A 26,866-nucleotide genomic window follows, 5' to 3' on the forward strand; every position below is an offset into this window, starting at 1 on the left:
TTGGTGTCCGCCTATGCATCCTCGCCGAGCTTGTCCTTCCATACCCCCGGCGCGGCCAGTGGCCTCTGCTCCACGCCACGAAGCACCGACCGCTTGAAGCGGAGCTTGAGGGTCCACTCCCGTGCGGCCTGCACGAGCGGTGTGTGCCGACCGCGCAAAGCCGTCACCGGGCACGGTCGCTCGGTGGAGCCGACGCTGGAGTGGAACTCAGCCCGGCCGCCGGCGGAGTTGCCGAGCAGGCCCCCTCTGGACCAAGCAGCCCTCGCCCACGCGCTGGACGCGGGCTGTCATCGGTTCCGTGGCTTTCGAACCAGCCGTCCGTACTGCTCAGCTCACCGAAACCGCGGTCCGCCCGACTGCACCCCGGTGGCGTCTCTGCCAGGCACCATGAGCGAACCACCGGCCAGCCGAAACGACCCGCGCACAACTGGAGCATCAGGCGTAGCTCTGAGCCCGGTACGTCTCCAACAGGCGTAGCCAGACCTCGCTGGCGGTGGGGTAGCTGGGCACCACATGCCACAGCAGGGAAAGCGGGACCCGGGCGACAATGGCCGTAGTGGCGGAGTGGACGAGATCCGCGACGCCTGAACCGACGAACGTCGCGCCCACCACCGTGCCGCTGGCTCGGTCGATGACGAGTTTGGCGCGCCCGAGATAGTCCTCACGCATCACATACGTGCCGGCGAGGGCGGCCATGTCGTACTCGGCCGTGGCCACGTCGAGCCCCGCTTCGCGGGCCCGCCGCTCGGTCATGCCGGCTGATCCGACCTCCGGATCGGTGAACGTCACCTGCGGGTTGCCGCGATGCCCGTCAGCAGCCCCCCGCACACCGCTCTGCGCACCGGCCACCGAGTGCCCCGTGGCACGAGCGGCGATCACCTCGCCGGCGACCCGCGCCTGGTACTTGCCCATATGAGTCAGCAACGCGCGTCCGCAGACATCACCGACCGCGTACAGCCAATGCCCGCTCACCGCCCGTACGACCTGCTCGTCGTCCACCTCGAGGAAGCCGGCGTCCGGGCATCCGACCGATGGCAGGCCGATGTCCTGAGTGTTGGGGGTACGGCCGGTGGCAAGCACCAGTTCGTCGCAGACGAGCGTGCTGCCGTCGTCCAGCCAGACGGTTACCTCTCCGCCATGAGGCAGCCCGACTCCCGTCTCCCGCGGATCGTCGCGTCCCACCTTGGTGATCGACCTTCCGGGAAGAAGCCGCACCCCCGCATCCCTGAGCCGGTCGCCGACCATACGCCCGGCAAACGGTTCCTCTCGCGGCAGCAGCTCGGTGCGCCGGTACACGACACTCAATTCGGCCACGCCCAGCGCCCGCAGCCAGGTCGCCGCCTCGCACGCGACCACTCCACCGCCCAGGACAACGACCCGGCGCGGCACCTCGTGCAGGTTGGTGACATCGCGGGAGGTCCACGGCCGGGCCTGCGCCATGCCCTCGATCGGCGGCACCGTGGCGCAGGACCCCGTGTCGATCACCACCGCGTGCCTCGCGGTGAGCACACGGGTGCCGCCCGCTGCCATCTCCACCGCCACCGAGCGCTCCCCATCGAGGCGCCCGTACCCGCGGACCACGTCGATGCCGGCACCGAGGGCCCACCCGATCTGCGAGGAGTCGTCGAGACCGTTCACGACGGTGTCCCGGCGAGCCAGTGTCGCCGGCACGTCCAGCACGTGATCAGTCAACAGCGACGCGACACCGGGCACATGCTGCGCGTTTCCCAGGACGTCAACGGGGCGCAGCAGGGCCTTGCTGGGCATGCAGGCCCAGTACGAGCACTCGCCACCCAACAGTTCAGCTTCCACGAGCACCGCGTCCAAACCCGAGAACTGTGTGGCGTATTGAGCCGCGTTCTCGCCCGCCGCGGCGCCACCCAGAACGATGACGTCCCACTCGGAGCGATCAGGATCCACACGTGCAGCCATAATCGCGCCTCCCTATTTCGATTGCTAGAAAATCGGGGCGGATGAACTGCTGGAAAATCGCCTTTCGCGGGGGATGTATTGGGGCACGGAATGCGCAAGCGTTCCGCACTGGGCATATATGCGGGAAAACGCCTCCAGGCGTCACGGGAGAAAGCCTACGCCTCCCGCCCGGTTCGAGTAACAGCAGGCGAATGAGACCGTGGGCTGGCGAGGTTGGACTCGAGTCGGACGTGGTCTCTGTAGATCCGCCACCGCGGACACCCTCTTGTACTTGGGCCGGCAAGGAGACCTCCGCTGACGCTGGACGCTTACCGGATCTTCGGCTTTCTCACACGCGTGGCGGGGGAGATGAGGGCAGCGCTGAGCCTCCTCAAGGCCTCCACGGAGCCCCTTCGAGACAGGGAACACAACGGGCAGGAGACGCTCAGCGCCGCGGTCCAGCGGTATGCGGATGCATCCGTCACAGCCGGCCAGTTCGCAAGCGTTGTGGGCAGGGCCTACTCCGCCGTCGGTCACCTTGCCTACAAGGAGGCGTCCAGCGAACAGGAGCCAGCGCCGCGCGGCTGAGCCTGCAGGACAGGAGTGCGTTCGCATGCGGACGCGACGACGGCCGGGACCGATTGGGGTTCCCGGCCTTCGTGCTGCAGGCCGGCCATGCAAGGGTGCCGTCCGCACATCCTCCAACTACCGCTCCGGAGTCCCGGGTCGCAGGGCTGCTCGTGGCGCATCCGCAGTGACGGGCACTGACGCGGGGCGTCGCGTCCAGGGGCGGCTGTTCTTCCGATAGACCCTGGATAAAAAGGTGTGTCAGTCTGTCGGGCCTTGGCCGGCGAGGGCGTGCAGGCGGGCGGAGGTGCCGTCACGTCGCGCGCGCCACAGCCCGTATTTGGCCAGTAGTCCGTTGGAGACGGTCAGCAGTGTCCTGTACGGGGGTGCGGCCAGTCCCTTGGACGTGTGAGGTGCGTAGACGGCCTCCTTCTCGGTGACCGTGAGCCAGCCGGTGAGCGTGCGCATTCCCAGCCCGACACACTGCGGTTGGAAGGCGTGGGCGAGGAGGCCTGCTCTGCGGCCGCCGGGCGGGAGCAGCCCTGCGAGGATGTCCAGGTGCAGTCCTGCCTCGTCGTGGCCGGTGACTTTCACGGGGACGATGACGGGCAGACCGTCCGCGCCGCGGTAGGCCAGAAGCCGGTGCGGCAGCCGGTGGACCTGACGGGCGGCCGCGGCGACGTCGATGCGCGGGGCGGTGCCGTTCTTCGGTGCCTTCTGTTCCGCCGGGAACTCCGGCCAAGCGGCGCCTGTGACCGCTTTCGCCCCTCGGGCCGCGAGGTTCTCCCACACTGCGACACGCTGCAACTCTACGTCCACGAAGACGCGTTCCTGGTGGTACTCACGCAGGAGCCAGTCCCACAACGGCCCACGTCTCACTTCTCCGAGGAACGGCTCGGAGGCACGCATGAGCTCTGCCAGACGCTCCGGTGACGGGCGCATGTCCACCGACGCAGCGCCCTGGGCCAGCACGTACGCGTCACTGGCGGCAAAGCCGTGCTCGCGGGTGTGATAGCCGACGGCGACGTTCGGGTCGCGCAAGATCCGTTCGAGTTTCTTCGGGAAGCCGAGCGAGGTGGTGAACCCGATCCGGCCGGCCTCACGGTTCCCGAGGCCCAGCGGTGAGACGCTGGTGACCACGGCGCCGCCGGCCGGAGTGACATAGGCGACCGCCACGGTGAGGTCGCCACTGATCACAGGGTCCGCGGCGTCGGGCCACCTGAGCGGCGCAGGCGTCATGCGCCGGTCCCGCGGAGGACGCCGAGATCGGCCTCCGCCTGAAGGCGCATCCCGGCGACCAGCGGACGCACCGGTTCCGGCAGGCCCGAGAGCACCAGTTCGACCTCGGCGGGGGTGCCCACCTCGTCGAGGAACCCGACCATGAGGTGCCCGGCCACGGGGGGCGTGGTCGCGATCACGCGCTGCGCGAAGTCCTGCCACTCCGCAGGGCTGACATGCTCGCGGAGCGCCGGGAAGAGGACGGGCTCCTCATGGGTCAGGTGGTCATGCACGACGTCTCGGACCGTCACCGCGGCGTCGTACAGCGCGGCGCGAACCGCCGCCTCACCCGTGGAGGCCGCACCGTCGCCGGTGCCGGGGCCGACCGTCGTAAGCGGATCACCGCCGACGGCTTCGTCGACGTGGACGGCGACTCCGGCCAGCCGGTCGAGCGCCGCGTCCAGTTGGTCATGCTCGTCGGTCAGTGAGTCCAGGGCCTTGGCGGCGGCCGGCGCTTTCGCGGTGATCCGGGGCCAGAGGTCGTCGTCCTCGGTCTGGTGGTGGTGCCGGAGGTTGGCGACGAGGAAGTCCCGCAGCTGCGCGGTCGCGTCGAGGGGGACCGAGGCGTCGAGGGCTGCTTCGGCCAGCAGCGCGGTGGCCACTCTGTGCACGTCGTGGGCCAGCCGGGTCTCGACGACTGCCGGCACGTCCGTGGGGGGCTTCAGTGTCATGAAGCGCAACATATTCATTAAAGGAACCTATTGTCAATATAGTCACCTATCGTGCACGCTGTACACTGCGTGCGTGACGACGACCCGGAAGTACACCTCGACTCGACGCGTCAGCTCGGCGGCTGCCACCCGTGAAGCCATCCTGAGCAGCGCGCACGCGCTCTTCCTGGCACGTGGGTACGCCGGGGTGACCGTCGCGGAGATCGCGGAGGCGGCGAATGTCGCCGTACCGACCGTGTACAGCAGCGTGGGCAACAAGCCCGGCATCCTGACGGCCCTCCTGGAGCCGGCTCTCACGGACCCCGCCATCGCCACTACCCTCGCGGCAGTCGAGGCCGCTGACGATCCGCGCGCCGTGATCGACCTGACGGCCGCGGGCACCCGGCTCACGCATGAGCGTCACTGGGACCTCGTGTACGAGATCTTCTACCGGAACCCGCCGGGCGAGCCCGCCGTCAAGGCAGTCCTGGACAAGGGGGCCGACGACTACGTCCAAGCTCTGACCCTGGTGGCCGACCGTCTCGTCGCCCTCGGCGCGCTCCGCGCCGAGGTGAACCGCGCGGAGGCTATCGATCTGCTCTGGTTCTATCTGGGGCCGCACGCCTGGATCACGCTCGTCGGCGAACGCGGATGGCCATTCGCGCGGGCGCAGGATTGGATTGCCCGCTCGGCCTGTCATGCACTTCTGTCTGATCATTCCGCAGCGACTTCGAGCTAGCGCCACGCACTGGGCCTGGCGGCGATCACCTCGTCACTGCTAAGGCAGGGTCATTGAGAAGTGATCTTGTGTCCGGGTTCGTCAGGTGAGTCCGAGGGCGGTCAGGGGCCGTTGGCAGTCGCGGGCGTTGTGGCGGAGGGCGGCGGCGATGTTGGTGTGGCCGTCCTGGCGGTGGACGCTGATGGCGAGGTTGCGCAGGCTGGCCATGGTGCGGGGCAGGTGCCCGGTGCGGATCTTGGAGTCGTCCTCGCGGAAGGTCCGGTCCCGGACGTGGTGCAGGAGGTTTTCAAGGCCCCAGTGCCCGCGGATCCATGCGGCGAGTTGGGAGCCGGTGGCCTCGCCGGGATGCAGGCTGGTGATCAGGTAGACGCGCTCGATGGTCAGCTTGGTTTCGTCTTCTGTTCGACGCGGCTTGGCCATCGCAACACCCCGCAGGGTCAGGTGTTGCAACCACCTTTAGAACCTAACTAAGAGCTCGCAACAAGATCATGAGCGAGCCTTCGTGAACCACTTCGGGCGTCGATCGGCAGATGGTTGACGGCGGAGGTCGGTTGGCCCAGTCTTGGTCGGCTTGGGACCGTCGAGAGGGCGACAGGCATGGCTGAGCGCGGGAACGTCTACGTTGACATGGTTGGAGACCTGTTCCACCCAGGGCATGTCGCGCTGCTGAGGGCCGCGCGGGACTTCGGGGAGCAGCTGATTGTCGGAGTGCTCTCAGATGAGGTCGTGGCCGGGTACAAACGCAGGCCCATCATGACCCTGGTGGAGCGGGTTGCGGTGATCGAAGCGTGTCGGTACGTCGATGTGGTGCTCCCGGACGCGCCCTACCGTGTCACGAACGAGTTCCTGGACCGGCACGGCATCGACGTGGTCGTGCACGGTGACGACCTCACGGCGGATGCGGTCGAAGAGGTCTTCGGGCCTGTGGCTGCTGCGGGAAAGTTGCAGCTTGTGCGGTACACGGCCGGCGTCTCCACGACCGACCTCATCCAACGGTGTCGCGCGGCGGACGCTTCGTGAGGGAACACGGCGACCTCGCAAGCTCCTAACGCGGATATGATCCGGCCTTCTTGAGGCGTCTCCAGCAGATGAGGCTGCAGCCCAACGTAACCAAGGCATCGTGGAGTTCGAGGCGTCGTTCCCATCGGATGGCAAGGCGTTTGAACTGGTGGAGCAGGGCAAAGGTCTGCTCCACGACGTAGCGGAGCTTGCCCAGGCCCTTGATGTTCGGGGCGCCCTTGCGGGAGATCACGGGCAGGATCCTGCGGTGCCGCAGCTCACGGCGCACGGCTTTCGAGTCGTACGCCTTGTCGCCCAGGACGGACTCGGGTCGCCGTCGCGGTCGGCCGGGCCGTCCGGCGACGGGCAGGATGCCGTCGACCAGGTCGAGGGTCTGGGTGATGTCGTTGACGTTGGCGGCGGTCGTGATGACGTGCAGCGGAGTGCCCTTGCCGTCGCAGATCAAGTGGTGCTTGCTGCCCGTCTTCCGCCGGTCGACCGGCGACGGACCAGTCGCAGCTCCCCCTTTTTCGCGCGGACGTGCGAGCCGTCCACGCACGCGCGGGACCAGTCGAGTTCGCCGGCCGCGTTCAGCTCGGCGAGCAGAACGCGATGCAGTTTCTCGAAGACTCCGGCTTGCTGCCAGCGGTTGTTCAGACGCCGCCAGCAGGTCTGTCCGGATCCGAACCCCAGCTCCAGGGGCAGGAGTTGCCAGGCGATGTCCTGGTGCAGGACGTACAAGATGCCCTGCAAGCACAGCCGGTCATCCACCGGCTTCGGCCCCGGCGACCGCTCGGGCCAGGGCGGGAGGAGCGGTTCGATCAGGGCCCACAAGCCGTCGTCCACCATCCAAGGCCGAGTCGTCACACGACACGAACGGCGGAATCATCCCATCGGTCACGCCCGACCAGGGCCCCTCGACAAGATCCTGTTACGAGCTCTAAGCCCAAAATCAACAGTCGCACCTCGGCACCCCCTGATGCAGCCAAGACGCGCACTACCACAATTTCCCGGTTTCACCAATGCCAGACTTCTCCGGATCGTGAGCGCATCAAATTTTCTCACCCGGGAGACTGGACATGCACGAGCAGATCACGTCCACGCATGAAGCCGCGTTCTTGAACCTGAACAAGGCAGCGGAATATCTTGGCATTTCACCCAACACCCTGTATGTCTGGCGTCACCGACGGCAGGGTCCGCCGAGCTTCCGCATGGGGCGCCGCGTCATGTACAGGATCTCGGCACTCGATGAGTGGGTCATAGCGCAGGAGCAGGCGGATTCACGTTCCAACACAGCTCTCAATCCCCTTATCCAGAAGCCAATGAAGCGCGCCGTGCGCACTCCTTGAAGGATATCCACGAGCCCGAAGGCAATCCGTCAGCTTTCGGAGTCTCGGCGCGCAAATTCCCACCGTGCCATACGACCATACTCAACTGAGTTCACAGGAGAACATTCCCTTGGCGGGGTACATAGAAGACCGCTGGCTCAAGAAGAAGCCCAACAAGGACACTGGTAAGCGGGAGCGAACTGCCCTTTGGGGACACGGCAAGCGCTATCGAGTGAAGGGCATCCTGGGCGTCCGGGACCGCTCGTTCTACACGAGCGAGGACGCGAAGCAGTGGCTCGCCAAGGCGCAGACTGACACCACGCGTGGCGAATTCGTCGACCCCCGCGACGGGGCGATCCCCCTCGCCCAGTACATCGAGAAGCACTGGTGGCCCAGCCGCTCGGACGAACCGTCGACCGCCGCCCCCATGCGCAGCAAGATCTGGAACCACATCATCCCGTTCCTGGGTACAACCGCGCTCCGGGACATCGACGCTGCCGTGCTGCGCCTCAGGAAGACCCAACTGCTGACACGGGTCGAGGCGTCCACGGCCCAGGTGATCTGGATCCACCTTTCCACGATCCTCGAAGCTGCCGTCGACGACGGCCGCCTGGTCAAGAACCCCTGCAAGACTCGCCGGACTGTCAAGGCGCCCAAGCCCGCGAAGAGGAAGGCCAAGGCATGGGCCAGGCCGACCGTGGAGGCCGTCCGGGCGGGCCTCCAGGATCGATACCGTATCGCGGTGGACCTCGGTGTCGGCCTCGGTCTGCGCCAAGGCGAGGCGTTCGGCCTCGGCGCAGAGGATTTGGACTTCGATGCCGGCGTCGTACACGTTCGCCGACAGCTGCGGTGGGACTCCAAGGGACGGCCGTACTTCTGCCTGCCCAAGGGCGGCAAAACGCGAGACGTTCCCCTCTCCCCCAACCTCGCCAAGCGTGTCCGGGACCACCTGCGCCGCTTTCCTTCGGTCGCCTGCACGCTCCCGTGGCGCAACCCTGAACCGCCGACGACCGAGCTGGAAGCGCGACAGCGTAAACCGATCACCGTTCGGCTGGTCCTGATCACATCGCAGGGCAATCGCATCAACTACTCGATGTGGAACAGGCTGAGCTGGCGGCCCGCACTCCCAACGGCCGGTGTCCTGAAGAAGGTCGGCGAGAAAGTCAGGACGTACGGAGGCCACAGCCGTCGGTACCCCATCTACGAACTCTCCAGGGAGGACATGTTCCCCGTCCTCCGGCATACGTACGCGAGTACGCAGCTTGAGGCCGGCGAGTCGATCGTGAGCGTGTCGGCGTGGCTCGGGCATGCTTCGCCGCAGACCACACTGACGCACTACGCTAACCCTCAGGAATTGCATCAGGCGGGCGAGAAATTGCAGGTCACGAGGTCAGGTCAGGGTCCGAAGAGGACTCTACCCTCGTGCAACTTAGCCGCTTGAGCTGGGAATTTGGCGACCAGATCCCATCTGATGCAGGATTTGCCCTCTGAAGGGGAGGGTGGAAGTGGGTCTACAGCGACGTCCCGATCTGGCGGGGGCAGCTCACCTGGAACTGGTCTCCGGGGTGGCCCAGCTGCGCCCCCAGGACGCGATGGTCGAAGCCATGGTGCGGGGCTGGCGGGCCCAACAAGCCGCTCGCGGGCTCCGTGAGGACACGGTCACCGCCCGCGAACGACTCGTACGGCGGTTTCTGGAGCACACCAACGAATACCCGTGGGCCTGGACGCCCGGCCATGTGGACGAATGGTCACTGTGGCTGACGAGCGAGAAGCACCTCGCGCCGTCCACGATCCGCAGCTATCAGGGCAGCCTGCGCCTGTTCAGCGAGTTCTTGATCGACGGCCGCTACGGCTGGTCGGTGGCCTGCGAGGACGCCTTCGGCACTCACCCCGTGGCCATCTGCCACGAGTGGAACACCATCGCCCACCTCAACGACTACGAGGGGCGCCCCGAGGCGAGGCCGTTCACCCGCGAGGAGATCCAACGCTTCCTCGACTACGCCGACGACCAGGTCGATCGAGCGGTACGGGCCAAGCGCAAGGGAGCCCTCGCCGCCTACCGCGATGCCACCCTCTTCAAGGTCATCTATGGGTGGGGTCTGCGCCGGACGGAGACATCGAAGCTGGATGTGGTCGACTTCGGGCGGAACGCGAAGGCACCGCAGTTCGGCCGGTACGGCACCCTCAACGTCCGCTACGGCAAAGCGAAGAAGGGCCAGCCGCCGCGCCGTCGGAACGTGCTGTCGGTGATGGACTGGGCGGTGGAGGCGGTCGCCGATTACGTGGAGAACGTACGGCCGCGGTTCGGCTGCGAGGACCACCCCGCGTTGTGGGTGACCGAGCGGGGCGGCCGGGTCAAGCCGGCGGAGATCAACGCCCGGTTCGTTGCCTACCGCGACGCGCTAAAGCTCCCGAAGGCGCTGACCGTCCACTCCGCTCGCCACTCCTACGTCACCCACCTCACGGAGGACGGGGTTGACCGCCGGTTTCTCCAGCAGCAAGTCGGTCACGAGAATGACAGCTCCACCGCCATCTACACCCACGTCAGCGACGACTTCATGAACACCATGCTCCACAGGGCACTTGCGCCCGCGCTCGCCCCGTTCCCCGCAAACAAGGACCGCTGATGGCCGCGAAGCTCGACTACCACTGGCACCTGCGCAAGGTCATGGCCGACCGAGGGCTCTTCTCCACCACCGACCTCATCCCGCTACTGGACAAACGGGGCATCACCCTGTCGTCCAGCCAGGTCTACCGGCTCGTCGTCGAGCGCCCCGAGCGGCTCAGCCTGAAGATCCTCATGGCCCTGCTCGACATCCTCAACTGCACCATGGACGACCTCATCGAGCCCACCGCCGCGGCGGGTGCCGGAACCGCTACCCGAACAAAGAAGGCTGTCGGTGCCGAGGCAGGCGTCGGTGACCTGCGACCCAAGCGAGCCCGTATCCGCGGTGTCGAGCGGCCGTGACCGCACCCGGGCACCCCGAGCGGGCTGTCTCCGACCCGATCGGGCTCATCGCGGACCTGGTCGCGGCCATCGAACATCAGCTAGAGCCGGACCGGATCCGTGCCGTGGTCGCCAGCGTCGCGGGCGGACGCTCGAAGTCACGCCTCCTCGCGGCACATCTCACCGAGCATCCCCGCGTGCTGAACGACGGTCGCTCGCCGGCACCCAGGGCCGTCGGCGACCTGCTCATCGCCCTGCGTGAGGCCGGGGCCCAGACGGTCTCGCCGCCGTGTTGCGCCGAATGCGGCAGGCAGATACGAACGCTCCAGCGCCGCGGCCAGAACTGGTACTGCTGGAACTGCGGGCGGCGACAGCCCGAGCCGTGTGCTGCCTGCGGAAACACCCGCCGGGTCACTTCACGCGACCGGACCGGGCGGCCACGATGCAGCCAGTGCCCGGACGACGACGGACGCGACCCCATTGCAGTGATCTGCGCGCTGATCGCTGAACTGGATCCGCAGGCCGAACGAGAGACGGTCTCCGCGGCGGTCCATCGATGGGCACCTCGTCCCTCCTACCAGCGGAAACTTGCCTGGTCCCTGGAATCCCACCCAGCTCTGCTGACCGGCGACGGTCACCTCGCACCCCACCGCGCGATCCTCAAGCTGATCGACCTGCTGCACGAGGCCGGCGTCGCCGGGATCGTCCGGCCGTCCTGCCCTGGCTGCCACAGAGTCGTACGCATCGACAAGCCTCTGGACGGAAAGCGAGTCTGCCGCATGTGCATCTCCCACTCCCGCATCGAGGAGTGCTCGGGGTGCGGAGCCCGCCGAGAGCCCGCCACCCGCGACGGCCAAGGCCGGCCAGTGTGTCCGAACTGCCTGGTCAGCGACCCGGCAAACCTGGAGACCTGCGTCAACTGCGGCCGACGAAGGGTCGTGAACACCCGCACACCGGACGGCCCGCTCTGCCAAGGCTGCCCCTCCTTGCCCACTGCGACTTGCAGCATCTGCGACACGGAGAAACCCTGCGGCACCTCCCGGACCACGGGCCGGCCGTGGTGCCTTGACTGCCAGCGTCGCTCGGCGCCGTGCTCGGCCTGCGGCAGCGTCGCGGCGGTCGTCTCCGGCACTCTCGACCAGCCCCTTTGCCTGGACTGCACCGCGCCTGAGGTCTGGCACACCTGCCCCACCTGCAGCGAGCCCGATTACCCGCACCCCGGCCAGTGCGCTCGTTGTCTCATCAACCGGCGCCTCAACGAGCTCCTGGGCCCTCCCTCCGATGCCCTCCACCCCGGTCTCCAAGCCCTGCGGAACAACATCGCCACCACCGAGCACCCGCTCACCGCCAATCGGTGGCTGAACAAGCCGTCCGTGTCTCCGGTCCTGGCCGACCTCGCGGCCGGCAGACGAGCCCTGACTCACGAGGCCCTCGACGAGCTGTCCGACAGCCCGCCCCTCGCCCACCTCCGCCAAGTCCTCGTCGGCGTCGGCGCCCTGCCCGAGCGGGACGAGTACATGGTCCGCCTCGAACGGTTCCTCACCGGCCTTCTCGCGTCACAGCAGGACCCAGAACAGCGCAAAGTCCTGCACCAGTACGCGATATGGCACCTGGTCCGTCGACTACGCCGACGCAGCAACGGCCGCCCCCTGACCCCGCAGCAGTTCGCATCCGCGCGTCAACGCACCCACGCGGCCGTCGCCTTCCTCACCTGGCTTCAGGCCCACGACCTCGCCTTGGAGACGTGCCGACAGGCCAACCTCGACCAGTGGCTCACCGACGACTCCGCGACCTACCGCCACACAGCCGGGCACTTCGTCCGCTGGGCCCGCACCAACAAGCTCACCACCGTCCACGTCCCCGCTGTCCGCTGGAACGGCCCCACCCAGCCACTCGATGACGAACACCGGTGGAACGTCGCACGCCGGCTGCTGCACGACGACACCCTCAAACCAGAAGACCGCCTCGCAGGACTACTTCTCCTCCTCTACGCACAAGGGCCATCGGCGATCCACCGACTGACCATCGAGGACGTCGAGGTCGGCGCTCAGGAGGTACATCTCCACCTCGGCAGTGCACCCGTTCAGCTGCCCGAGCCCGTCGCCCAGCTGGCCCGCACTGTCGTCGCGAACCGCAAGGGGCACGCGACCATCGGCGCCCTGGTTCCGTCTCCATGGCTCTTCCCCGGCGGCCAGCCCGGACGCCCGATCAGCACCACACAGCTGACCCAGCGCCTGAAGCAGCTCGGGATCCGGCCCAACCAGGCCCGCAGCACCGCCCTCTTCCAGCTCGCCACCGAAATCCCCGCCGCGATCCTCGCCCGCACACTCGGCATCCACACCGACGTTGCCGTCACCTGGCAACGTCTCTCCGCGGGCGACTGGGCCAACTACGCCGCGGAAGTCAGCCACCGCTACTCACCCGAGAGGCAACACGATGCACCGTGACGACCAGCCAGCGAGTCAGCGACCTGCGATCTCACCGGAACGGGCTGCCGAAACGAAAGAGATCATCGACCGCGTCACGCGGTGGGCCACAGGCCGCCATGATGTCGTCGGTCTCCTACTTGTCGGATCGTGCGCTCGCAATGCCGCACGCCCTGACTCCGACATCGACCTCGTCCTTCTCACGACTGACGAGTCCCAGTACTCCGACAGCGCATGGGCCGTCGAGCTCGCCCTCGGCAAACTGATCAGAACCCAGTCGTGGGGACCGATCAGCGAACGGCGCTTCGTCACAGCGTCAGGGCTGGAGGTCGAGATCAACATCGGGTCTCCCGACTGGGCACAGACGGACCCGGTGGATCCTGGCACACACCGAGTCGTCACCGACGGAGCCCGTCCCCTGCACGACCCGGGCACTGTCCTTGCGTCTCTGATCCGGGCCTGCCAATCGTGACGACCCCGGCGGCGAGCGGCCAGCTCAAGGGGTATTCGGACAGTTCCAATACCCGACGTCACCATTACACTTCATGCCAGGGGCGGGCAAGCGGGGCCTCGCCGCCATGGACGAGTGGTTCGTTCAAGATCCACAATCGAATGTCCCTGAGCAGTCCCTGGGCTCCGCAGGCCCACAACAGGCCATGAAACCGCAGGTGAGAGCGGTAGTCGCGCAGACTGACAACGTGCACGCCGAGTACAAGGAGCCGCTGTACGCCGCTCCCCCGCTGCTCCAGCGCATGGTCGAGGCGGGCCGGCTGGGCCGGAAGACCGGGTCGGGGTTCTACACCTACGGCTGAGCACACCTGGCTGACTACAAGGAGCGATGCTCCACGGGCCCGGCACCGTCATCGGTGCCGGGCCCGTGTGTTTCACACACCGTGTGCACCCCGGGCACGCATATGCCCTTCGCACACTCTCCTCACGCGCTCACCAGGCGAGTTGACTCTTCATGCGCATGCAAAGGGATGCGGAACGACATCTCCGACTACGCAAAGGAGTGGACTCGTGGCCACCGAACCAGAGCATCCCGTGGTCCAAGGAGAACTCGCAGAGTTACGTCGCCGCCTCGATGTGGCCTACGCCCGGGTCGAGGGCGGCCTGAACCTGCTCAGTCACCGCACCAAGGAGACGGCCAAGGAACTGGACGACCTGAACACCCGCCTCGCCCTGCTGGAGAACGCCCGCTGGCCCCTGCCCTCGATCGCCGCGCTCACCGCACTGGGCGCCCTCGTCGTCACCGTCTGGCAGGCACTGGCCCACTAGTCGTCGGTGAGGCGCATGTGGTGCAGCAGGAGTAACGCGGCCGCCATGTTGGCGGCCGGGACCTCCCCACGGGCGATCATGTCCGGGACGAGCTTGAGGGGGACCCACTCCCGGCGGTCCGACTCGAAGTCGTCCACGGGGTGTCCGACGTACTCGCCCTCGTCGGACCAGTAGATGTGGTGCCGGGCGTCGGTGAGGCCGTTGGAGGGCTCCACGGTCATGAGGTGGTGCAGGGTTCCCGGCCGCCAGCCGGTCTCCTCCTCCAGTTCCCTGGCGGCCGCGACGGCGATGTCCTCCCCGTCCTCGACCACCCCGGCCGGGAGTTCCCACCCCCAGCTGTCGGTGATGAAACGGTGTCGCCACAGGAGCAGGACCTCACCCGCCCCGTTGACCACCGTCGCCACGGCCACGGGCCGCAGCCGTATCAGGAAGTGGTCGAGGTGCCGACCGTCCGGCAACTCGACATCTGCGAGATTGACGCTGAACCAGCGGTTTTCATACACAGTTTGTTCGTTCAGTTTCGTCCACTGCACGGTTCTGCCACCTTCCGCCGAGTAAGTGGCAATATCGCAGCAGGGACTCCTCAGGCCTACAGTGCGCTCGCTCGACGGGGGTGTGGTCTACAGCGGTACGCGCAGTGCGCTGTCGATGAGCTCGGCGGCCTCGGCGGTTCCGGCCGAACCGCTGCGCACCAGGTGCTCGCGCACCGCGCGGAGTCTGTCGCGCAGGCGCTGGGACTCCATCCCGCGGGCCTGTTCGGCCATCTGCACGGCCGTGGCCACCGCGTTGTCCGCGTTTCCCTGGCGCAGTTCGATGGTGCTGAGCATGGCCAGCCGGTGCACCCGGCCCCGGTCGTGGGCGGGGTTGTCGACGGCGGCCGCGGCATGCTCCCGGGCGGCGGCGACTTCGCCGAGACTGAGCAGTGCCTCGGCCACCTGCACATTGACCAGGCCGGGTTGGACATAGCCGGTCTCGTCGGGTTCATGGCCCCGCCGGATGCGTTCGGCGGCCGCCTCCGCCCGCCGGATGCAGGACAGCGCGCTCGTGCCGTCGCCGAGGTGGGCGTACGCCTTGGCCTGCATCGCGTAGAGGTCGGAGGCGAGCGCGGGGGTGATGTGCCTGCCGGCGGCACGCAGCGCGGCCTCCGCGAAGGCGACGGCCTGCCGGAACTCCCGCATGAACAGGGCCTGGTTGACAAGGAGCGCGATGACGTACGCGCCGAGTCCCCGGTCGCCGCTCGCCTTCGCCAGGCGCAGCGCCTGGTGGAAGTAGCGCTGTGCGAGGCCGTGGGCGTCGGAGTCGTAGGCGCAGATCCCCACGATGGCGACCAACCCGCCGGTCGCACGGTGCAGTTGACGCCCCGTGGCATCCGTGTAGCTGCCCCGCAGCAGCGGAGCCGCCTCGGCGTTGAGGAAGCCGACGACCCGGGTGCGGGTCGCCATGCCGCCGGCCTTGCGGTACATCTGCTCGTAGTGGGCGCGGGCGGCGCGCAGCATTTCCAGGTCGGCCGGGGTGACCCGGTGCCGGCCGCCGCGCGAGACGTCCACGTCCTCAGGAGGGTTCTCCCACTCCCACACCGGCATCACGGCAGGTGTGCCGGTGACGGCGGGGGCACCGAGTATGTTTGGGCGCTGCTGCTCGTCGGAACGCCACAGGGCGGTGGCCCGTTCGACGAACCCGGAGAGCGAGGTGGTGTGCGGGACACTGGGCTCGCCGGGCACGCCGAGGCCGATGTCGTCGAGGGTGACCGTGCGGCGCAGCCGGGCGGCGAGTACCTCGCAGATCAGGTCGGGCACCTGGCCGCGCGGCCGCTGACCCTTCAACCAGCGGGCCACGGCGGTGTGTTCGTAGCGGAGCGAGAGTCCACGGGCGCGGCCCGCCTGGTTGACGTGGGCGGCGAGACCGGCGTGCGAGATCCCCGCCTCGTCCAGGATCGCGTCGAGCAGAGAGTTGGGCTGCATGATGCCCCCCGAGTGGCCTGGTGCCGTCAGCGTAGTGCGTGGGTGTTCACACGGGGTGTGAACGGAGTGCGTGAATCCGCAGCGTACGCGCGCTGTTGCGGAGCGTGCCGGGCCGGTTGACTGAACTGCCTCGCAAGAGGTCGGCCGGGCCGCCGGCTCCCCCCTCGTACAGTGCGGTGGCCTGGCCGTTGGCTTGGCCGACGACTAAAGAAGGGGCCGTTGCAGGTGGTTCGTCGGCTGCTGGTCGTAGCTGGCTGGTCGCGCAGTTCCGCGCGCCCCCGGCGTAAGCCGGTGTTGGCGCTCGTTGCGAAGGACCAGGAGTGCGATGTCGTCGGTCGGGCGGCCGTTGGTGTGACGGAGCAGGGCGGTGAAGACCGCGCGGAGGATGGTCTGGGGTGAGACCAGGCGATCTCGCACCGCTTCCGTGAGCACTTCCGGCAGGGAGAAGAAGTGGCCCTGCGGGCTTCTCGCGTCCTCCGCTCCGTCCGTGTAGAGGACGAGCGACTCGCCGTCGAGCAACTGGCCGCAGTCTGTGGCGGTCAGGTCCCTCGGCAGCGGGAAAGGCCCGAGGGGCGGTAGTGGATCGGCCCGTGACAGGGGCTCCACTCGCGCCCCGCTCAGCACGTACGGCCACGGGTGGCCACAGTTGATCGCCCGAAGCTCGCCGTCTCCCGCGATCTCCAGGAGCAGCAGGGTGACGAACTCCTCGGCGACCGGACTGTCCGGGTCCAGGCCGCTGGCGGGGTGTTCCGCCCTGGCTCGTTCTCGTAGGTGTCTGGCCAGGGCGCGGTCCAGCCGGCCGAGGACATGGCCCAGTTCGGGCTCGTCGTGGGCGGCTTCGCGGAAGCTGCCGAGGACGGCGGCGACGGTTCCGATGGCGGCCAGTCCGTGGCCGCGTACGTCGCCCATCACGACCCGTACGCCGTGCTCGGTGGCGACGGCCTCGTAGAGGTCGCCTCCGATGGTGGCGCCCCGGTCGGCGGAGAGCTGGGCGGCGGCGACGTTCAGCCCGGCGAGCCGGGGCGGCAGTGGCCGCAGCAGCACGCTCTGCGCGGCGCCGGCGATCTTGCGGGCCTGCCGTAGCTCCCGGAGCAGGGTCCGCCGGACATGGAGTATCAGCCCGGTGCCGACCGCGAAGAACACGGCGCTGGTGACGATGCGTGCGCCGAGCCCGTTCTGCTCGGCCAGCGGGCAGCCGAATTTGTACGAGACCGCGACGGTCCCCCACACCGTGGGCAACCCCAGGGTGAGCGCACAGCGCGAGCGCCGAGAGCTGGCCCGGGGCCGCCTTCTGTGGGGAACCCCAGCCTTGATGCGGATCATGCCGATGGCCCCCAAGTAGGCCCTGACAGAACAGACGGACCGACCCCGAAAGGCCGGTCCGATTCTGTCGACGGCATGCCCCCAAAGGGCCATGTCCGGGTTGGATCTCACCCAAATGAGTGACCAACACCAGGACATCCGCATTTATGCAGGTGACAGTACCTGCCAACGCCCGCACGGACGCGCCCCTTCAGGCGCGGGAAACTGCGCGATTGGCCACGACTGAGCCGCAGCCGACCGACAACAGTCCCCCTGAGGCGACTAGCCCCGCAGCACCGCTCCCGTACGCTCCCCCGCCAGGGCGACCGCCGCATCCCGCGCGGCCGACGCCTCGTCCACGGTCAGCGTCCGGTCACCGGCCCGGAACCGCAGCGCGTACGCCAGCGACTTCTTCCCGTCACCGAGCTGCTCGTCGTTGACGTACACGTCGAACAGCCGGATGCCTTCGAGCAGTTCACCGGCGCCGTCGCGGAGCGCGGCCTCGACCTCGGCGGCCGGTACCGGCTTGTCCACCACGAGGGCGACATCCTGCGTGGCCACCGGGAACGTCGAGATGCTCGGCGCCTGCGGCGTACCGTCGCCGGCCTGCTCCAGCGCGTCCAGGTTCAGCTCCATCGCGCAGGTGCGCGCGGGCAGCCCCAGCGCCTTGAGGACCCGCGGGTGCAGCTCACCGGCGTGGCCCACGACCCGCTCGGTGCCGTCGGCGACGACCACCAGCTCGGCGCACCGGCCGGGGTGCCACGGCCCGTACTGGCCGGACCGCACGATCAGCTCGGCGCCGGCCTCACGGGCGATCGCGCGCCCCGCCTCGACGGCGTCGGCCCAGTCGGCCGGACGGCCCTTGCCCCACCAGCCGGCCTGCTCGCGGGCGCCCGCGAGGACGGCGGCCACGTGCCGGGGCTGCTCGGGCAGCACGGCGTTCAGCGTGGCGAGTTCCTCGTCGGTCGGGCGGCGGTCGACCGGCGGATGACCGGCGACGCCCTGCTCCTCGCGCGGCAGGAAGACCAGGCCGGTCTCGAACAGCGCCAGGTCGTGGGCGCCCCGACCGTCGTTGCGGCGCAGCGCACCGAGCAGACCCGGCAGCAGCGAGGTGCGCAGCGCGGGCTCCTCGTCGTTGAGCGGGTTGGTCAGCCGGACGGTACGGCGGGCCGGGTCGTCGGCGGCCAGACCGAGCTGGTCGAAGACCTGCTCGCTGACGAACGGGTAGTTCGGCGCCTCGACGTAACCGGCTCCGGCCAGCGCGCGGCCCACCCGGCGGTGCAGCCGCTGACGGTAGGTCAGGCCCCGGCCGGCCGGCGGCTTGGGCAGCGTGGAGGGCAGGTTCTCGTAGCCCTCCAGGCGGATGACCTCTTCGGCCAGGTCGTTCTGTTCGAGGAGGTCGGGCCGCCAGGACGGCACGGTGACGATCAGCTCGTCCTGCCCGTAGACGTCGCAGCCGACCTCCTGGAGGCGGCGGACGACGGTCTCCCGGCCGTACTCGACACCCGCGACCTGGTCGGGGTGGTTCGCCGCGAGGGTGATGGTGTGCGGCGCGGACGGCGCGATGACCTCGGTGACGCCGGCGTCGGCGGTGCCGCCGGCGAGCAGCACCAGCAGGTCGACCGTGCGCTGCGCGGCGGCGGCCGCGGCCTGCGGGTCGACCCCGCGCTCGAAGCGGCGGGAGGCCTCGGAGGACAGCTTGTGACGGCGGGCCGTGCGGGCGATGGCGACGGCGTCGAAGTGGGCCGCCTCGATCACCACGTCGGAGGTGGCGTTCTCGATGTCCTCGTGGTCGGCGATCTCGGTGTTGGCGCCGCCCATGACGCCCGCGAGGCCGATCGGGCCGCGGTCGTCGGTGATGACCAGGTCCTCGGCGTGCAGCTTCCGCTCGGTGCCGTCGAGTGTGACGATCTTCTCGCCCTCGGCCGCGCGGCGGACCCCGATGGCGCCCTGGACCAGGGAGCGGTCGTAGGCGTGCAGGGGCTGGCCGAGTTCCATCATCACGTAGTTGGTGACGTCGACGGCGAGCGAGATCGGGCGCATGCCGACCTTCTGGAGCCGGCGCTGCAGCCAGATCGGGGAGCGGGCCTCGGGGCTCAGCCCGGTGACGGTGCGCGCGGTGAAGCGGTCGCAGCCGAGCGGGTCGGAGACCTGGACCGGGTAGCCGAAGGCGTTCGGTCCTGGTACGTCGATCAGGGCGGGGTCGCGCAGCGGCAGGCCGTAGGCGATGGCGGTCTCGCGGGCCACGCCGCGGATGGACAGGCAGTCGCCGCGGTTGGCGGTGACGGCGATGTCCAGGACCTCGTCGACCAGCTCCAGGAGCTCGATGGCGTCCTTGCCGACCTCGGTCTCCGGGGGCAGCACGATGATGCCGTGGGTGCCGTCGTCGCCCATGCCCAGCTCGCCGCTGGAGCAGATCATGCCGTGGGAGGTCCTGCCGTACGTCTTGCGCGCGGCGATGGCGAAGTCGCCGGGCAGCACCGCGCCCGGGAGCACGACCACGACCTTGTCGCCGACGGCGAAGTTGCGGGCGCCGCAGACGATCTCCTGGGGCTCGCCGGTGCCGTTGGCGGTGCCGACGTCGACCGTGCAGAAGCGGATCGGCTTCTTGAAGCCCTCCAGCTCCTCGATGGTCAGCACCTGGCCGACTACCAGCGGGCCCTTGAGGCCGTCGCCGAGCTGCTCGACGGTCTCCACCTCGAGGCCTGCCGAAATGAGCTTGGCCTGGACGTCACGTCCGGTCTCCGTCGCCGGCAGGTCGACGTACTCCCGCAGCCAGGAAAGCGGGACCCGCATCAGATCTCCATCCCGAACGGCCGGGTGAACCGGACGTCACCCTCGACCATGTCTCGCATGTCCTCGACGTTGTGGCGGAACATCAGCATCCGCTCGATGCCGAACCCGAAGGCGAAGCCGCTGTACTTCTCCGGGTCGACGCCGCAGGCGGTGAGCACCCGCGGGTTGACCATGCCGCAGCCGCCCAGCTCGATCCAGCCCTCGGAGGAGCAGGTACGGCAGGGGCGGTCGGGGTTGCCGACGGACTCGCCCTTGCAGACGTAGCACAGCATGTCCATCTCGGCGCTGGGCTCGGTGAAGGGGAAGAAGTTCGGCCGCAGCCGGGTCTTCATGCCGGGGCCGAAGAGCGACTGGACCATGTGGTCCAGGGTGCCCTTGAGGTCCGACATGGTCAGGCCCTCGTCCACGGCGAGCAGCTCGACCTGGTGGAAGACCGGCGTGTGGGTGGCGTCCAGCTCGTCGGTGCGGTACACGCGGCCGGGGCAGATCACGTAGACCGGCAGCTCGCGGTCGAGCAGGGAGCGGATCTGGACCGGGGAGGTGTGGGTGCGCAGCACGACACCGGACTCGGTGCCGCCCTCGGGGCCCTGCACGAAGAAGGTGTCCGCCTCGCCGCGGGCCGGGTGGTCCGGGCCGATGTTGAGGGCGTCGAAGTTGAACCACTCGGCCTCGACCTGCGGGCCCTCGGCGACCTCGTAGCCCATGGCCACGAAGATGTCCTCGATGCGGTCGGACAGGGTGGTCAGCGGGTGGCGGGCGCCGGCCGGGACGCGGTCGTACGGCAGTGTGACGTCCACCGCCTCCTCGACCAGTACCCGGGCGTCACGCTCGGCCTCCAGCTCCTCCTGACGGCCCGCGAGGGCCTTGTTCACCGCGCCGCGGGCCTGGCCGACCAGCTTTCCGGCGGCCGCCTTGGCGTGCGGGGGCAGGGCGCCGATCTCGCGGTTGGCGAGGGCCAGCGGGGAGGTGCCGCCGGTGTGGGCGACCTTGGCCTCCTGGAGCGCGTCGAGGGAGTCCGCGGCGGCGAAGGCGGCGAGCGCCTCGTCCCGCATGCGCTCGATCTCTTCCGGTTTCAAGGCCTCGACCTCTACAGGGTCGTACGACTTATTCGGTGCCGACATCTCTTCCCGTGCTTCCGATTTGGCTGGCGGTGGGTCCCCGAGACCGTTGGTGGGCCGTGAGAAGGACACAAAGGTGCCAAAGGCCGAGTCTAACGGGGTGGAGGTATACGAAGAGCCCGTGGGCCGTCAGACGAGATACGCCGGCGTGCTCACGGGCAACGTAAATCGGAACTCGGCGCCGCCGCCGGGGGCGCGTCCGACGGTGATGGTGCCGCCGTGGGCCTCGACGATGCCCTTGACGATATAGAGCCCGAGGCCGGTGCCACCGCGCTTGCTGCCCCGCCAGAAGCGGGTGAAGACGCGGTTCATGGACTCCTCCGGGATGCCTGGTCCCTCGTCGCTCACGGTGACCGACGTGGCCGTGTTTTCGAGGTCTTCCCCTTCGCGTGGGGACGCCGAGGGCGTGACGTCGATGGTGACGGTTCCCTCGCCGTGGCGCACGGCATTTTCGATGAGGTTGCTGAGGACCTGGTCGACCTTGTCGGGGTCGGCCCACAGCGCCGGCAGCGGCTGCTCGATGCGGAGCAGGAAGCGGTCGGCGGGCTGCCCGGCGGCGACGTACGCCTGGATGTGCCGCCCGACGGCCGCGCCTATGTCGACGGGCTGGCGGCGCAGTTCAAGGCGTCCGCTGTCGATCCTGGAGATGTCCAGCAGCTCGGCGATGAGCCGGGTGACCCGGTCGGCGTCCGCGTCGACCGTCTCCAGCATCAGCCGTTTCTGGTCGTCGGTGAACCGTTCCCATTTGGCGAGCAGGGTGGCGGTGAACCCCTTGACTGAGGTCAGCGGGGAACGCAGCTCGTGGGCGACGGTGGCGATCAGCTCGGCGTGACTGCGTTCGGTACGGCGGCGGGCCTCGGTGTCCCGAAGCGACACGACGACCCGGCGGACGGGCCCGGTGGGCTCGGCCCGCACGTAGGTGGCGGACACCAGTACCTCCCGGCCGCCGGGCAGCAGGAGGTTCCGCTCCGGCTGGCCGACCCGGATGGCGAGGCCGCCGTAGGGATCGGTGAGCTGCCACCAGCGCCGGCCCTCCAGGTCCTCTAACGGCAGGGCCTTGTCCAGCCGCTGTCCGAGGGCGTCGGCGGGGGCGGTGGCGGTGATGCGGGCGGCGGCGGCGTTGAAGCAGACGACGATGCCGTGTTCGTCGGCGACCACCAGGCCGTCGGGCAGTTCGTCGGGGTCGATGCCGAGCCCGGTGAGGTCGCCGTGCCGGGGTGCGGGTACGCGTCCGGTGCCGCGGCCGCCCGGCGCGTTGCTGGTGCCGACACTCATCCCCGTACTCCACCTCTCAGACGGCGCAGCAGGCCCCCGAGCTGGTCACCCTACTAGCTCTCGGTGACGGAACGGCACCCTCCGGAGGCACGCTGTGCACGGGCCGTTGCGTAGAGACATACGGCGGCGGCGGTGGCGAGGTTCAGGCTTTCGGCTTTCCCGTGGATCGGAACGCGCACGACGGCGTCGGCCAGCGCGCGGGTCTCCTCCGGGAGCCCCCAGGCCTCGTTGCCGAACACCCAGGCGGTGGGGCCGCCCATGGTGCCGTTGTCGAGCTCGTCGTCGAGGTCGTCGGTCCCGGCGCCGTCGGCGGCGAGGATCCGCACGCCGACGCCCTTCAGCCCGGCGACGGCCTGCTCGACGGGCACGCCGACGGCGACGGGCAGATGGAAGTGCGACCCGACGGAGGCCCGGACGGCCTTGGGGTTGTACAGGTCGACGGAGGCGTCGGTCAGTACGACGGCCTCGGCACCGGCGGCGTCGGCACACCGCAGCACGGTCCCGGCGTTGCCGGGGTCCCGGACGTTGGCGAGGACGGCGACGAGCTGGGGGCGGGCGGCGAGGATGTCCTCGAACGGGGTGTCCAGGAACCGGCAGACACCGACCAGACCCTGCGGGCTGACGGTGGTGGAGATGTCGGCGATGACCTCTTCGGAGGCGAGGTGGATCCGGGCGCCGACGTCACGGGCCGCCCCGACGATGGCGGCGTACCGCTCCGCGGCCTCGACGGTGACGAACAGCTCGACGAGCGTCGCCGTCCCGCCGACCCGATGCCCGGCCGCCTCGCGAACGGCCTGCGGCCCCTCGGCGAGAAACAGCCGGTCCTTCCCCCGGAAATTCCGCTTCTCAAGCCGCCGGGCAGCGGCGACACGTGCGGAACGGGGAGAGATCAGCTCGGGGCTGGGCATGTGTGGATCACTTTCAAGGTAACGCGACGAAAGGCGCCCCCGTAGGGGCGCGGGGAACTGCGCGACCAGCCCCCACCGGCCCGCGGCCGAACACGCGGCCGTGGAGCCTCAACAACAGGACCCGCAAGCCCTGGAGCCTGCGGGTCCTCAAGTCACGTCGGCCAGGGCCAGCGCCAGCGTCACGCGGCCTTCGGCGCGTTGACGTCCGCCGGCAGCGCCTTCTGCGCGACCTCGACGAGCGCGGCGAACGCGCCGGCGTCGTTGACGGCCAGCTCGGCCAGGATCTTGCGGTCGACCTCGACGTTCGCGGCCTTCAGACCCTGGATGAAGCGGTTGTACGTGATGCCGTTGGCGCGGGCAGCGGCGTTGATGCGCTGGATCCACAGCTGACGGAAGTCGCCCTTGCGCTTCTTGCGGTCGTTGTAGTTGTAGACCAGCGAGTGGGTGACCTGCTCCTTGGCCTTGCGGTACAGGCGCGAACGCTGACCGCGGTAGCCGGAGGCCGCCTCGAGGATCGCCCGGCGCTTCTTGTGGGCGTTGACTGCCCGCTTGACGCGTGCCACTTGTTAACTCCTTGTAGCGGGGCCGCGGTTGGACTCACGCGGCCCGGAAACGACTGGGTCCCGGATCTGACTTCAGGGCGCCGGCCGGCGCCCGCGTGTCACTTGCCGAGAAGCTTCTTGATCTTCGCGGTGTCGCCGGGGGCCATCTCCGCGGTGCCGGTGAGGCGGCGCGTCACGCGGGACGACTTGTGCTCGAGCAGGTGGCGCTTGCCGGCGCGCTCACGCAGGACCTTGCCGGAGCCGGTCACCTTGAAGCGCTTGCTGGCACCGCTGTGCGTCTTGTTCTTCGGCATAGCGCCGTTATCTCCTCGTCGATGGCGCTCCGGTGCCCGGTCGCGAAACCGGGCACGGTGGAACGTCGCTCTTGTATCGGTTACATCCTGAGGCTTTCACCCCTGGGTGCTGACCTGGGGCGGTTGCCCCGGGATCACGCCTCGGCAGGCTCCTCGGCGGGCGCCTCGGCCTCGACCTCGGCGTCCAGCTCGGCAGCGTTCTGCGACTTGCCGGGGTTGGCCTTCGCTTCGGCCTTGCGGGCTTCCTGCGCCTGCCGGGCCTCGGCCATCGCCTCGGTCTTCTTCTTGTGCGGACCGAGAACCATGATCATGTTTCGGCCGTCCTGCTTCGGGTTCGACTCCACGAAACCGAGGTCCTGGACGTCCTCCGCGAGCCGCTGCAGCAGTCGGTAGCCCAGCTCGGGCCGGGACTGCTCGCGACCACGGAACATGATCGTGATCTTGACCTTGTCGCCCTGCTTGAGGAACCGTACGACGTGACCCTTCTTGGTGTCATAGTCGTGCGGGTCGATCTTCGGCCGGAGCTTCATTTCCTTGATGACCGTGTGCGCCTGGTTCTTGCGCGCCTCACGGGCCTTCATGGCCGACTCGTACTTGAACTTGCCGTAGTCCATGAGCTTGCAGACCGGCGGGCGTGCGCTCGCCGCCACCTCGACCAGGTCGAGGTCGTACTCCTGCGCAAGCTCCAGTGCCTTGGCCAGGGGGACGATGCCCACCTGCTCGCCACTGGGACCGACAAGTCGCACCTCGGGAACGCGAATCCGGTCGTTGATGCGGGGCTCGGTGCTGATGGATCCTCCTCGGTAGCACCACGCGACGGTCTGGCGGACAGCCGCGTAACGTCTCTTCTCGTAAGACCTAACCGCACCGAAGCACAAAAAATGCCCCGGACGATCACAGGCAGGGCTCCTCGAACTACCGGAGCACCGCCGCGGGGATCGCGGGGCGCACTATCGGACGGAACGCCGTCGCCGTAGCGGCGAAGCGACCGTCTGACCGGTGACCCGCCGCCCGGAGGGCGGTCAGGTGGGAGTTCGAAGCCTCCACTTGTGGGCCGGGTCGGTGAGCCGCGAGGCACATCTGTTCGGCCGGTCGTCACACAAGGCTAGCAGCAAAGCGGAGAGAGGACCAATCGGGACGTCCTGGGGCCAGGTCGGAGCCCCGCGCCCGCTGCGCCTATCGTGTGCGTCATGAGTGAAACGCCCCTTCCTGGCACCGGTGACGCCGGCCAGCCCGACTTCGACGAGATGACCCGCGACATCGCCGAGGTTCCCGCGGTCGAGGTGATCGTGACGGTCGCCGTCAACCTGATGAGCGCCGCGGCCGTGAAGCTCGGTCTGACCGAGGAGGGCGACAAGTACAAGGACCTGGACGAGGCCCGCAAGCTGGTCACCGCCCTCGCCGGGCTGCTCGACGCGTCCGCGACCGAGATCAGCTCCTTCCACGCGGCCCCGCTGCGGGACGGCCTGAAGTCGCTCCAGCTGGCCTTCCGCGAGGCCTCCGTCGTCCCCGACGAACCGGGCCAGGGCCCCGGCGAGAAGTACACCGGCCCGGTCTACGGCTAGTGCTGTGACCGGGAAGGTTCGCCGGGAAGCTCGCGGCGTCCGGTGCGGTGCGTCGCAAGGCGGAGCATCACCCGCGTGCTGGATGTACTCGGGTGGTGCGACAACGCGGCGAGGTGCCGTTCCGGGCGTCGCAAGCCGGTGAACCTTTCCGGTCAAGCACTAGATCCGGGTCGCAAATTTACTAGCTCCGTACGTACAAGGGCTCGCCCGGGGGCACGGACCCGGCCGGCAGCAGTGCCAGGTCGAGGCCGCGTACCAGGCGGGCCCGCAGGGTCTCGTCGGCGGCGAGCCGCCCGGCGACGGCCTGGGCGGTCTCGGCGGGCGGTGCGGCCGGGTCGAGGACCAGCGCGAGGGTGCCGTCGGCCTGGCCCGGCCCGAGGTGGGCACGGGATACGGCGGGCTCGGCGGCCACCACCGTACGGACGGCCTCGATCACGGCCGGGTCGGCCAGCGGGTCGGCCGTCGTCCGCCCCTCCGCGAGCGCGAGCAGCACGGGTCCGGTCAGTTCGAACGGCACCGGCCCCGCCAGGTCCAGCACCACCGTGTCCGCCTTCTCGTGCGCGGCGGCCTGGAGCGCCTGGTGGAGGGGGACGGCGACAGGTCGCGCCGCCGGGTCCCAGCGGGCCAGCGAGTCGGTGGAGGTGAAGGCGGGCAGGGCGGTGCGACGACCGGCCTTCAGGGTGGGCACGGCCATGTCACTCGTCTTCTCGCGGCGCAGCCCGTTCCCGTCCTCCTCCACCTCGCCGAGGACGGCCACCACCGGGACGAGCAGCCGGGCGCCCTTCAGTGCGGCCAGGACGGGACCCACCGCCGTGCGGTCCTCGGCCCAGGCGGCCAGCGCTGCGGCCAGCCGGGGGTCGGCGGAGCCGTCGTCGGCGGAGTAGCCGGAGTCGGGAATGTTCTTGTTCGCCACGGTCCCCGACCCTATCGGGGGGATGCTGCTGCGGTTGTGCGGCCCCCGA

The 26,866-nt window shown here is 68.9% G+C and carries 26 protein-coding genes and 1 pseudogene; 11 read left to right on the forward strand and 16 right to left on the reverse strand.

Annotated features, from left to right (window positions below; genetic code table 11):
* Window positions 1–435 precede the first annotated feature (435 nt).
* The 3 genes from AB0N16_RS15015 to AB0N16_RS15025 form a co-directional block, all read right to left on the reverse strand.
* A complete protein-coding gene (locus AB0N16_RS15015) occupies window positions 436–1,932 on the reverse strand; it encodes an NAD(P)/FAD-dependent oxidoreductase (RefSeq protein ID WP_365796684.1) in 1,497 nt (498 codons plus the stop codon).
* 807 nt (window positions 1,933–2,739) lie between these two features.
* Window positions 2,740–3,717: a hypothetical protein gene (locus tag AB0N16_RS15020; RefSeq protein ID WP_365796686.1), complete on the reverse strand. Its 978-nt coding sequence runs from the start codon at window positions 3,715–3,717 to the stop codon at window positions 2,740–2,742.
* Window positions 3,714–4,427 carry a hemerythrin domain-containing protein gene (locus AB0N16_RS15025; RefSeq protein WP_365796687.1) on the reverse strand — a complete coding sequence of 238 codons (714 nt, stop codon included), beginning with the start codon at window positions 4,425–4,427 and terminating at the stop codon, window positions 3,714–3,716. The genes AB0N16_RS15020 and AB0N16_RS15025 overlap by 4 nt, the downstream gene beginning before the upstream one ends.
* A gap of 73 nt (window positions 4,428–4,500) precedes the next feature.
* On the opposite strand from AB0N16_RS15025, the gene AB0N16_RS15030 reads away from it, so the two are divergent.
* On the forward strand, window positions 4,501–5,145 hold the full coding sequence (locus tag AB0N16_RS15030; protein ID WP_365796689.1) for a TetR/AcrR family transcriptional regulator: 645 nt from the start codon (window positions 4,501–4,503) through the stop codon (window positions 5,143–5,145).
* A gap of 81 nt (window positions 5,146–5,226) precedes the next feature.
* Here AB0N16_RS15030 and AB0N16_RS15035 read toward each other — a convergent pair whose 3' ends face one another.
* Window positions 5,227–5,565, reverse strand: coding sequence for a hypothetical protein (locus AB0N16_RS15035; RefSeq protein WP_365796691.1), 339 nt, complete (start codon window positions 5,563–5,565; stop codon window positions 5,227–5,229).
* A 177-nt stretch (window positions 5,566–5,742) separates the two neighbouring features.
* Here AB0N16_RS15035 and AB0N16_RS15040 point away from each other — a divergent pair, with 177 nt between their 5' ends.
* A complete protein-coding gene (locus AB0N16_RS15040; protein ID WP_365796693.1) occupies window positions 5,743–6,165 on the forward strand; it encodes an adenylyltransferase/cytidyltransferase family protein in 423 nt (140 codons plus the stop codon).
* Window positions 6,166–6,190: 25 nt separating this feature from the next.
* Here the strand turns inward: AB0N16_RS15040 and AB0N16_RS15045 are convergent.
* Window positions 6,191–6,993 (reverse strand): IS5 family transposase gene (locus AB0N16_RS15045; RefSeq protein WP_365796695.1). Its coding sequence is split into 2 segments (ribosomal slippage): window positions 6,191–6,675 and window positions 6,675–6,993, totalling 804 coding nucleotides; the frame shifts between segments, so codons are not numbered across the junction.
* Window positions 6,994–7,223: 230 nt separating this feature from the next.
* Here AB0N16_RS15045 and AB0N16_RS15050 point away from each other — a divergent pair.
* From AB0N16_RS15050 to AB0N16_RS15085, 8 genes and pseudogenes are all read left to right on the forward strand, one after another.
* Window positions 7,224–7,493 carry a helix-turn-helix domain-containing protein gene (locus AB0N16_RS15050; protein WP_365796697.1) on the forward strand — a complete coding sequence of 90 codons (270 nt, stop codon included), beginning with the start codon at window positions 7,224–7,226 and terminating at the stop codon, window positions 7,491–7,493.
* 64 nt (window positions 7,494–7,557) lie between these two features.
* Window positions 7,558–8,913, forward strand: a complete 1,356-nt coding sequence (locus AB0N16_RS15055) for a site-specific integrase (protein ID WP_365796699.1) — start codon at window positions 7,558–7,560, stop codon at window positions 8,911–8,913.
* Window positions 8,914–8,977: 64 nt separating this feature from the next.
* Window positions 8,978–10,099 (forward strand): tyrosine-type recombinase/integrase, encoded by a 1,122-nt coding sequence (locus AB0N16_RS15060; RefSeq protein ID WP_365796701.1) that lies wholly within the window; start codon window positions 8,978–8,980, stop codon window positions 10,097–10,099.
* A complete protein-coding gene (locus tag AB0N16_RS15065) occupies window positions 10,099–10,440 on the forward strand; it encodes a helix-turn-helix transcriptional regulator (protein ID WP_365796703.1) in 342 nt (113 codons plus the stop codon). Before AB0N16_RS15060 ends, AB0N16_RS15065 begins: the two co-directional genes overlap by 1 nt.
* Window positions 10,437–12,866, forward strand: coding sequence for a site-specific integrase (locus tag AB0N16_RS15070; RefSeq protein ID WP_365796705.1), 2,430 nt, complete (start codon window positions 10,437–10,439; stop codon window positions 12,864–12,866). The genes AB0N16_RS15065 and AB0N16_RS15070 overlap by 4 nt, the downstream gene beginning before the upstream one ends.
* The gene (locus tag AB0N16_RS15075; protein WP_365796707.1) at window positions 12,856–13,317 is read left to right on the forward strand and encodes a nucleotidyltransferase domain-containing protein; all 462 of its coding nucleotides are present in this window, start codon (window positions 12,856–12,858) and stop codon (window positions 13,315–13,317) included. The genes AB0N16_RS15070 and AB0N16_RS15075 overlap by 11 nt, the downstream gene beginning before the upstream one ends.
* Before the next feature lie 220 nt (window positions 13,318–13,537).
* A pseudogene (locus tag AB0N16_RS15080) lies at window positions 13,538–13,657 on the forward strand (3-hydroxyacyl-CoA dehydrogenase family protein); the annotation flags it as partial.
* Window positions 13,658–13,865: 208 nt separating this feature from the next.
* On the forward strand, window positions 13,866–14,123 hold the full coding sequence (locus AB0N16_RS15085; protein WP_351700458.1) for a hypothetical protein: 258 nt from the start codon (window positions 13,866–13,868) through the stop codon (window positions 14,121–14,123).
* On the opposite strand, the gene AB0N16_RS15090 is transcribed toward AB0N16_RS15085, so the two are convergent.
* The 10 genes from AB0N16_RS15090 to infC all read right to left on the reverse strand — a co-directional run bounded on the left by AB0N16_RS15090 (window position 14,120) and on the right by infC (window position 25,130).
* Window positions 14,120–14,656 carry an NUDIX hydrolase gene (locus tag AB0N16_RS15090; protein WP_365796709.1) on the reverse strand — a complete coding sequence of 179 codons (537 nt, stop codon included), beginning with the start codon at window positions 14,654–14,656 and terminating at the stop codon, window positions 14,120–14,122. The genes AB0N16_RS15085 and AB0N16_RS15090 overlap by 4 nt on opposite strands.
* Window positions 14,657–14,743: 87 nt before the next feature.
* The gene (locus tag AB0N16_RS15095; protein ID WP_365796711.1) at window positions 14,744–16,084 is read right to left on the reverse strand and encodes a transcriptional regulator; all 1,341 of its coding nucleotides are present in this window, start codon (window positions 16,082–16,084) and stop codon (window positions 14,744–14,746) included.
* Between the two features lie 204 nt (window positions 16,085–16,288).
* The gene (locus AB0N16_RS15100) at window positions 16,289–17,407 is read right to left on the reverse strand and encodes a PP2C family protein-serine/threonine phosphatase (RefSeq protein ID WP_365796713.1); all 1,119 of its coding nucleotides are present in this window, start codon (window positions 17,405–17,407) and stop codon (window positions 16,289–16,291) included.
* Window positions 17,408–17,668: 261 nt separating this feature from the next.
* On the reverse strand, window positions 17,669–20,182 hold the full coding sequence (pheT, locus tag AB0N16_RS15105; protein ID WP_365796715.1) for a phenylalanine--tRNA ligase subunit beta: 2,514 nt from the start codon (window positions 20,180–20,182) through the stop codon (window positions 17,669–17,671).
* Window positions 20,182–21,303, reverse strand: a complete 1,122-nt coding sequence (gene pheS / locus AB0N16_RS15110; RefSeq protein WP_352366386.1) for a phenylalanine--tRNA ligase subunit alpha — start codon at window positions 21,301–21,303, stop codon at window positions 20,182–20,184. The genes pheT and pheS overlap by 1 nt, the downstream gene beginning before the upstream one ends.
* A 126-nt stretch (window positions 21,304–21,429) precedes the next feature.
* Window positions 21,430–22,575: an ATP-binding protein gene (locus tag AB0N16_RS15115; RefSeq protein ID WP_365796717.1), complete on the reverse strand. Its 1,146-nt coding sequence runs from the start codon at window positions 22,573–22,575 to the stop codon at window positions 21,430–21,432.
* Between the two features lie 53 nt (window positions 22,576–22,628).
* A complete protein-coding gene (locus tag AB0N16_RS15120; RefSeq protein WP_365796719.1) occupies window positions 22,629–23,483 on the reverse strand; it encodes an RNA methyltransferase in 855 nt (284 codons plus the stop codon).
* A gap of 179 nt (window positions 23,484–23,662) precedes the next feature.
* Window positions 23,663–24,046: a 50S ribosomal protein L20 gene (gene rplT / locus AB0N16_RS15125; RefSeq protein WP_018549117.1), complete on the reverse strand. Its 384-nt coding sequence runs from the start codon at window positions 24,044–24,046 to the stop codon at window positions 23,663–23,665.
* Window positions 24,047–24,144: 98 nt separating this feature from the next.
* Window positions 24,145–24,339 (reverse strand): 50S ribosomal protein L35, encoded by a 195-nt coding sequence (rpmI, locus tag AB0N16_RS15130; RefSeq protein WP_351320349.1) that lies wholly within the window; start codon window positions 24,337–24,339, stop codon window positions 24,145–24,147.
* Between the two features lie 134 nt (window positions 24,340–24,473).
* Window positions 24,474–25,130, reverse strand: coding sequence for a translation initiation factor IF-3 (infC, locus tag AB0N16_RS15135; RefSeq protein ID WP_365797123.1), 657 nt, complete (start codon window positions 25,128–25,130; stop codon window positions 24,474–24,476).
* A 399-nt stretch (window positions 25,131–25,529) separates the two neighbouring features.
* Between infC and AB0N16_RS15140 the strand changes: the two genes are divergently transcribed.
* Window positions 25,530–25,904, forward strand: a complete 375-nt coding sequence (locus tag AB0N16_RS15140) for a DUF1844 domain-containing protein (RefSeq protein ID WP_365796721.1) — start codon at window positions 25,530–25,532, stop codon at window positions 25,902–25,904.
* Window positions 25,905–26,085: 181 nt separating this feature from the next.
* On the opposite strand, the gene AB0N16_RS15145 is transcribed toward AB0N16_RS15140, so the two are convergent.
* Window positions 26,086–26,817, reverse strand: coding sequence for an SseB family protein (locus tag AB0N16_RS15145; protein ID WP_365796723.1), 732 nt, complete (start codon window positions 26,815–26,817; stop codon window positions 26,086–26,088).
* Window positions 26,818–26,866 lie beyond the last annotated feature (49 nt).

The sequence above is a fragment of the Streptomyces sp. NPDC051105 genome (assembly GCF_040682795.1).
Lineage (GTDB): Bacteria > Actinomycetota > Actinomycetes > Streptomycetales > Streptomycetaceae > Streptomyces.

Bases quoted from the DNA above. Each gene is read 5' to 3' on its own strand.
- AB0N16_RS15140 (WP_365796721.1), top strand. From the start codon at position 25,530: ATGAGTGAAACGCCCCTTCCTGGCACCGGTGACGCCGGCCAGCCCGAC.
- AB0N16_RS15065 (WP_365796703.1), top strand. From the start codon at position 10,099: ATGGCCGCGAAGCTCGACTACCACTGGCACCTGCGCAAGGTCATGGCC.
- AB0N16_RS15115 (WP_365796717.1), bottom strand. From the start codon at position 22,575: ATGAGTGTCGGCACCAGCAACGCGCCGGGCGGCCGCGGCACCGGACGC.
- AB0N16_RS15040 (WP_365796693.1), top strand. From the start codon at position 5,743: ATGGCTGAGCGCGGGAACGTCTACGTTGACATGGTTGGAGACCTGTTC.
- AB0N16_RS15035 (WP_365796691.1), bottom strand. From the start codon at position 5,565: ATGGCCAAGCCGCGTCGAACAGAAGACGAAACCAAGCTGACCATCGAG.
- AB0N16_RS15020 (WP_365796686.1), bottom strand. From the start codon at position 3,717: ATGACGCCTGCGCCGCTCAGGTGGCCCGACGCCGCGGACCCTGTGATC.
- AB0N16_RS15015 (WP_365796684.1), bottom strand. From the start codon at position 1,932: ATGGCTGCACGTGTGGATCCTGATCGCTCCGAGTGGGACGTCATCGTT.
- pheT (WP_365796715.1), bottom strand. From the start codon at position 20,182: ATGCGGGTCCCGCTTTCCTGGCTGCGGGAGTACGTCGACCTGCCGGCG.
- rpmI (WP_351320349.1), bottom strand. From the start codon at position 24,339: ATGCCGAAGAACAAGACGCACAGCGGTGCCAGCAAGCGCTTCAAGGTG.
- AB0N16_RS15050 (WP_365796697.1), top strand. From the start codon at position 7,224: ATGCACGAGCAGATCACGTCCACGCATGAAGCCGCGTTCTTGAACCTG.
- AB0N16_RS15075 (WP_365796707.1), top strand. From the start codon at position 12,856: ATGCACCGTGACGACCAGCCAGCGAGTCAGCGACCTGCGATCTCACCG.
- AB0N16_RS15100 (WP_365796713.1), bottom strand. From the start codon at position 17,407: ATGATCCGCATCAAGGCTGGGGTTCCCCACAGAAGGCGGCCCCGGGCC.
- pheS (WP_352366386.1), bottom strand. From the start codon at position 21,303: ATGTCGGCACCGAATAAGTCGTACGACCCTGTAGAGGTCGAGGCCTTG.
- AB0N16_RS15025 (WP_365796687.1), bottom strand. From the start codon at position 4,427: ATGACACTGAAGCCCCCCACGGACGTGCCGGCAGTCGTCGAGACCCGG.
- AB0N16_RS15095 (WP_365796711.1), bottom strand. From the start codon at position 16,084: ATGCAGCCCAACTCTCTGCTCGACGCGATCCTGGACGAGGCGGGGATC.
- AB0N16_RS15120 (WP_365796719.1), bottom strand. From the start codon at position 23,483: ATGCCCAGCCCCGAGCTGATCTCTCCCCGTTCCGCACGTGTCGCCGCT.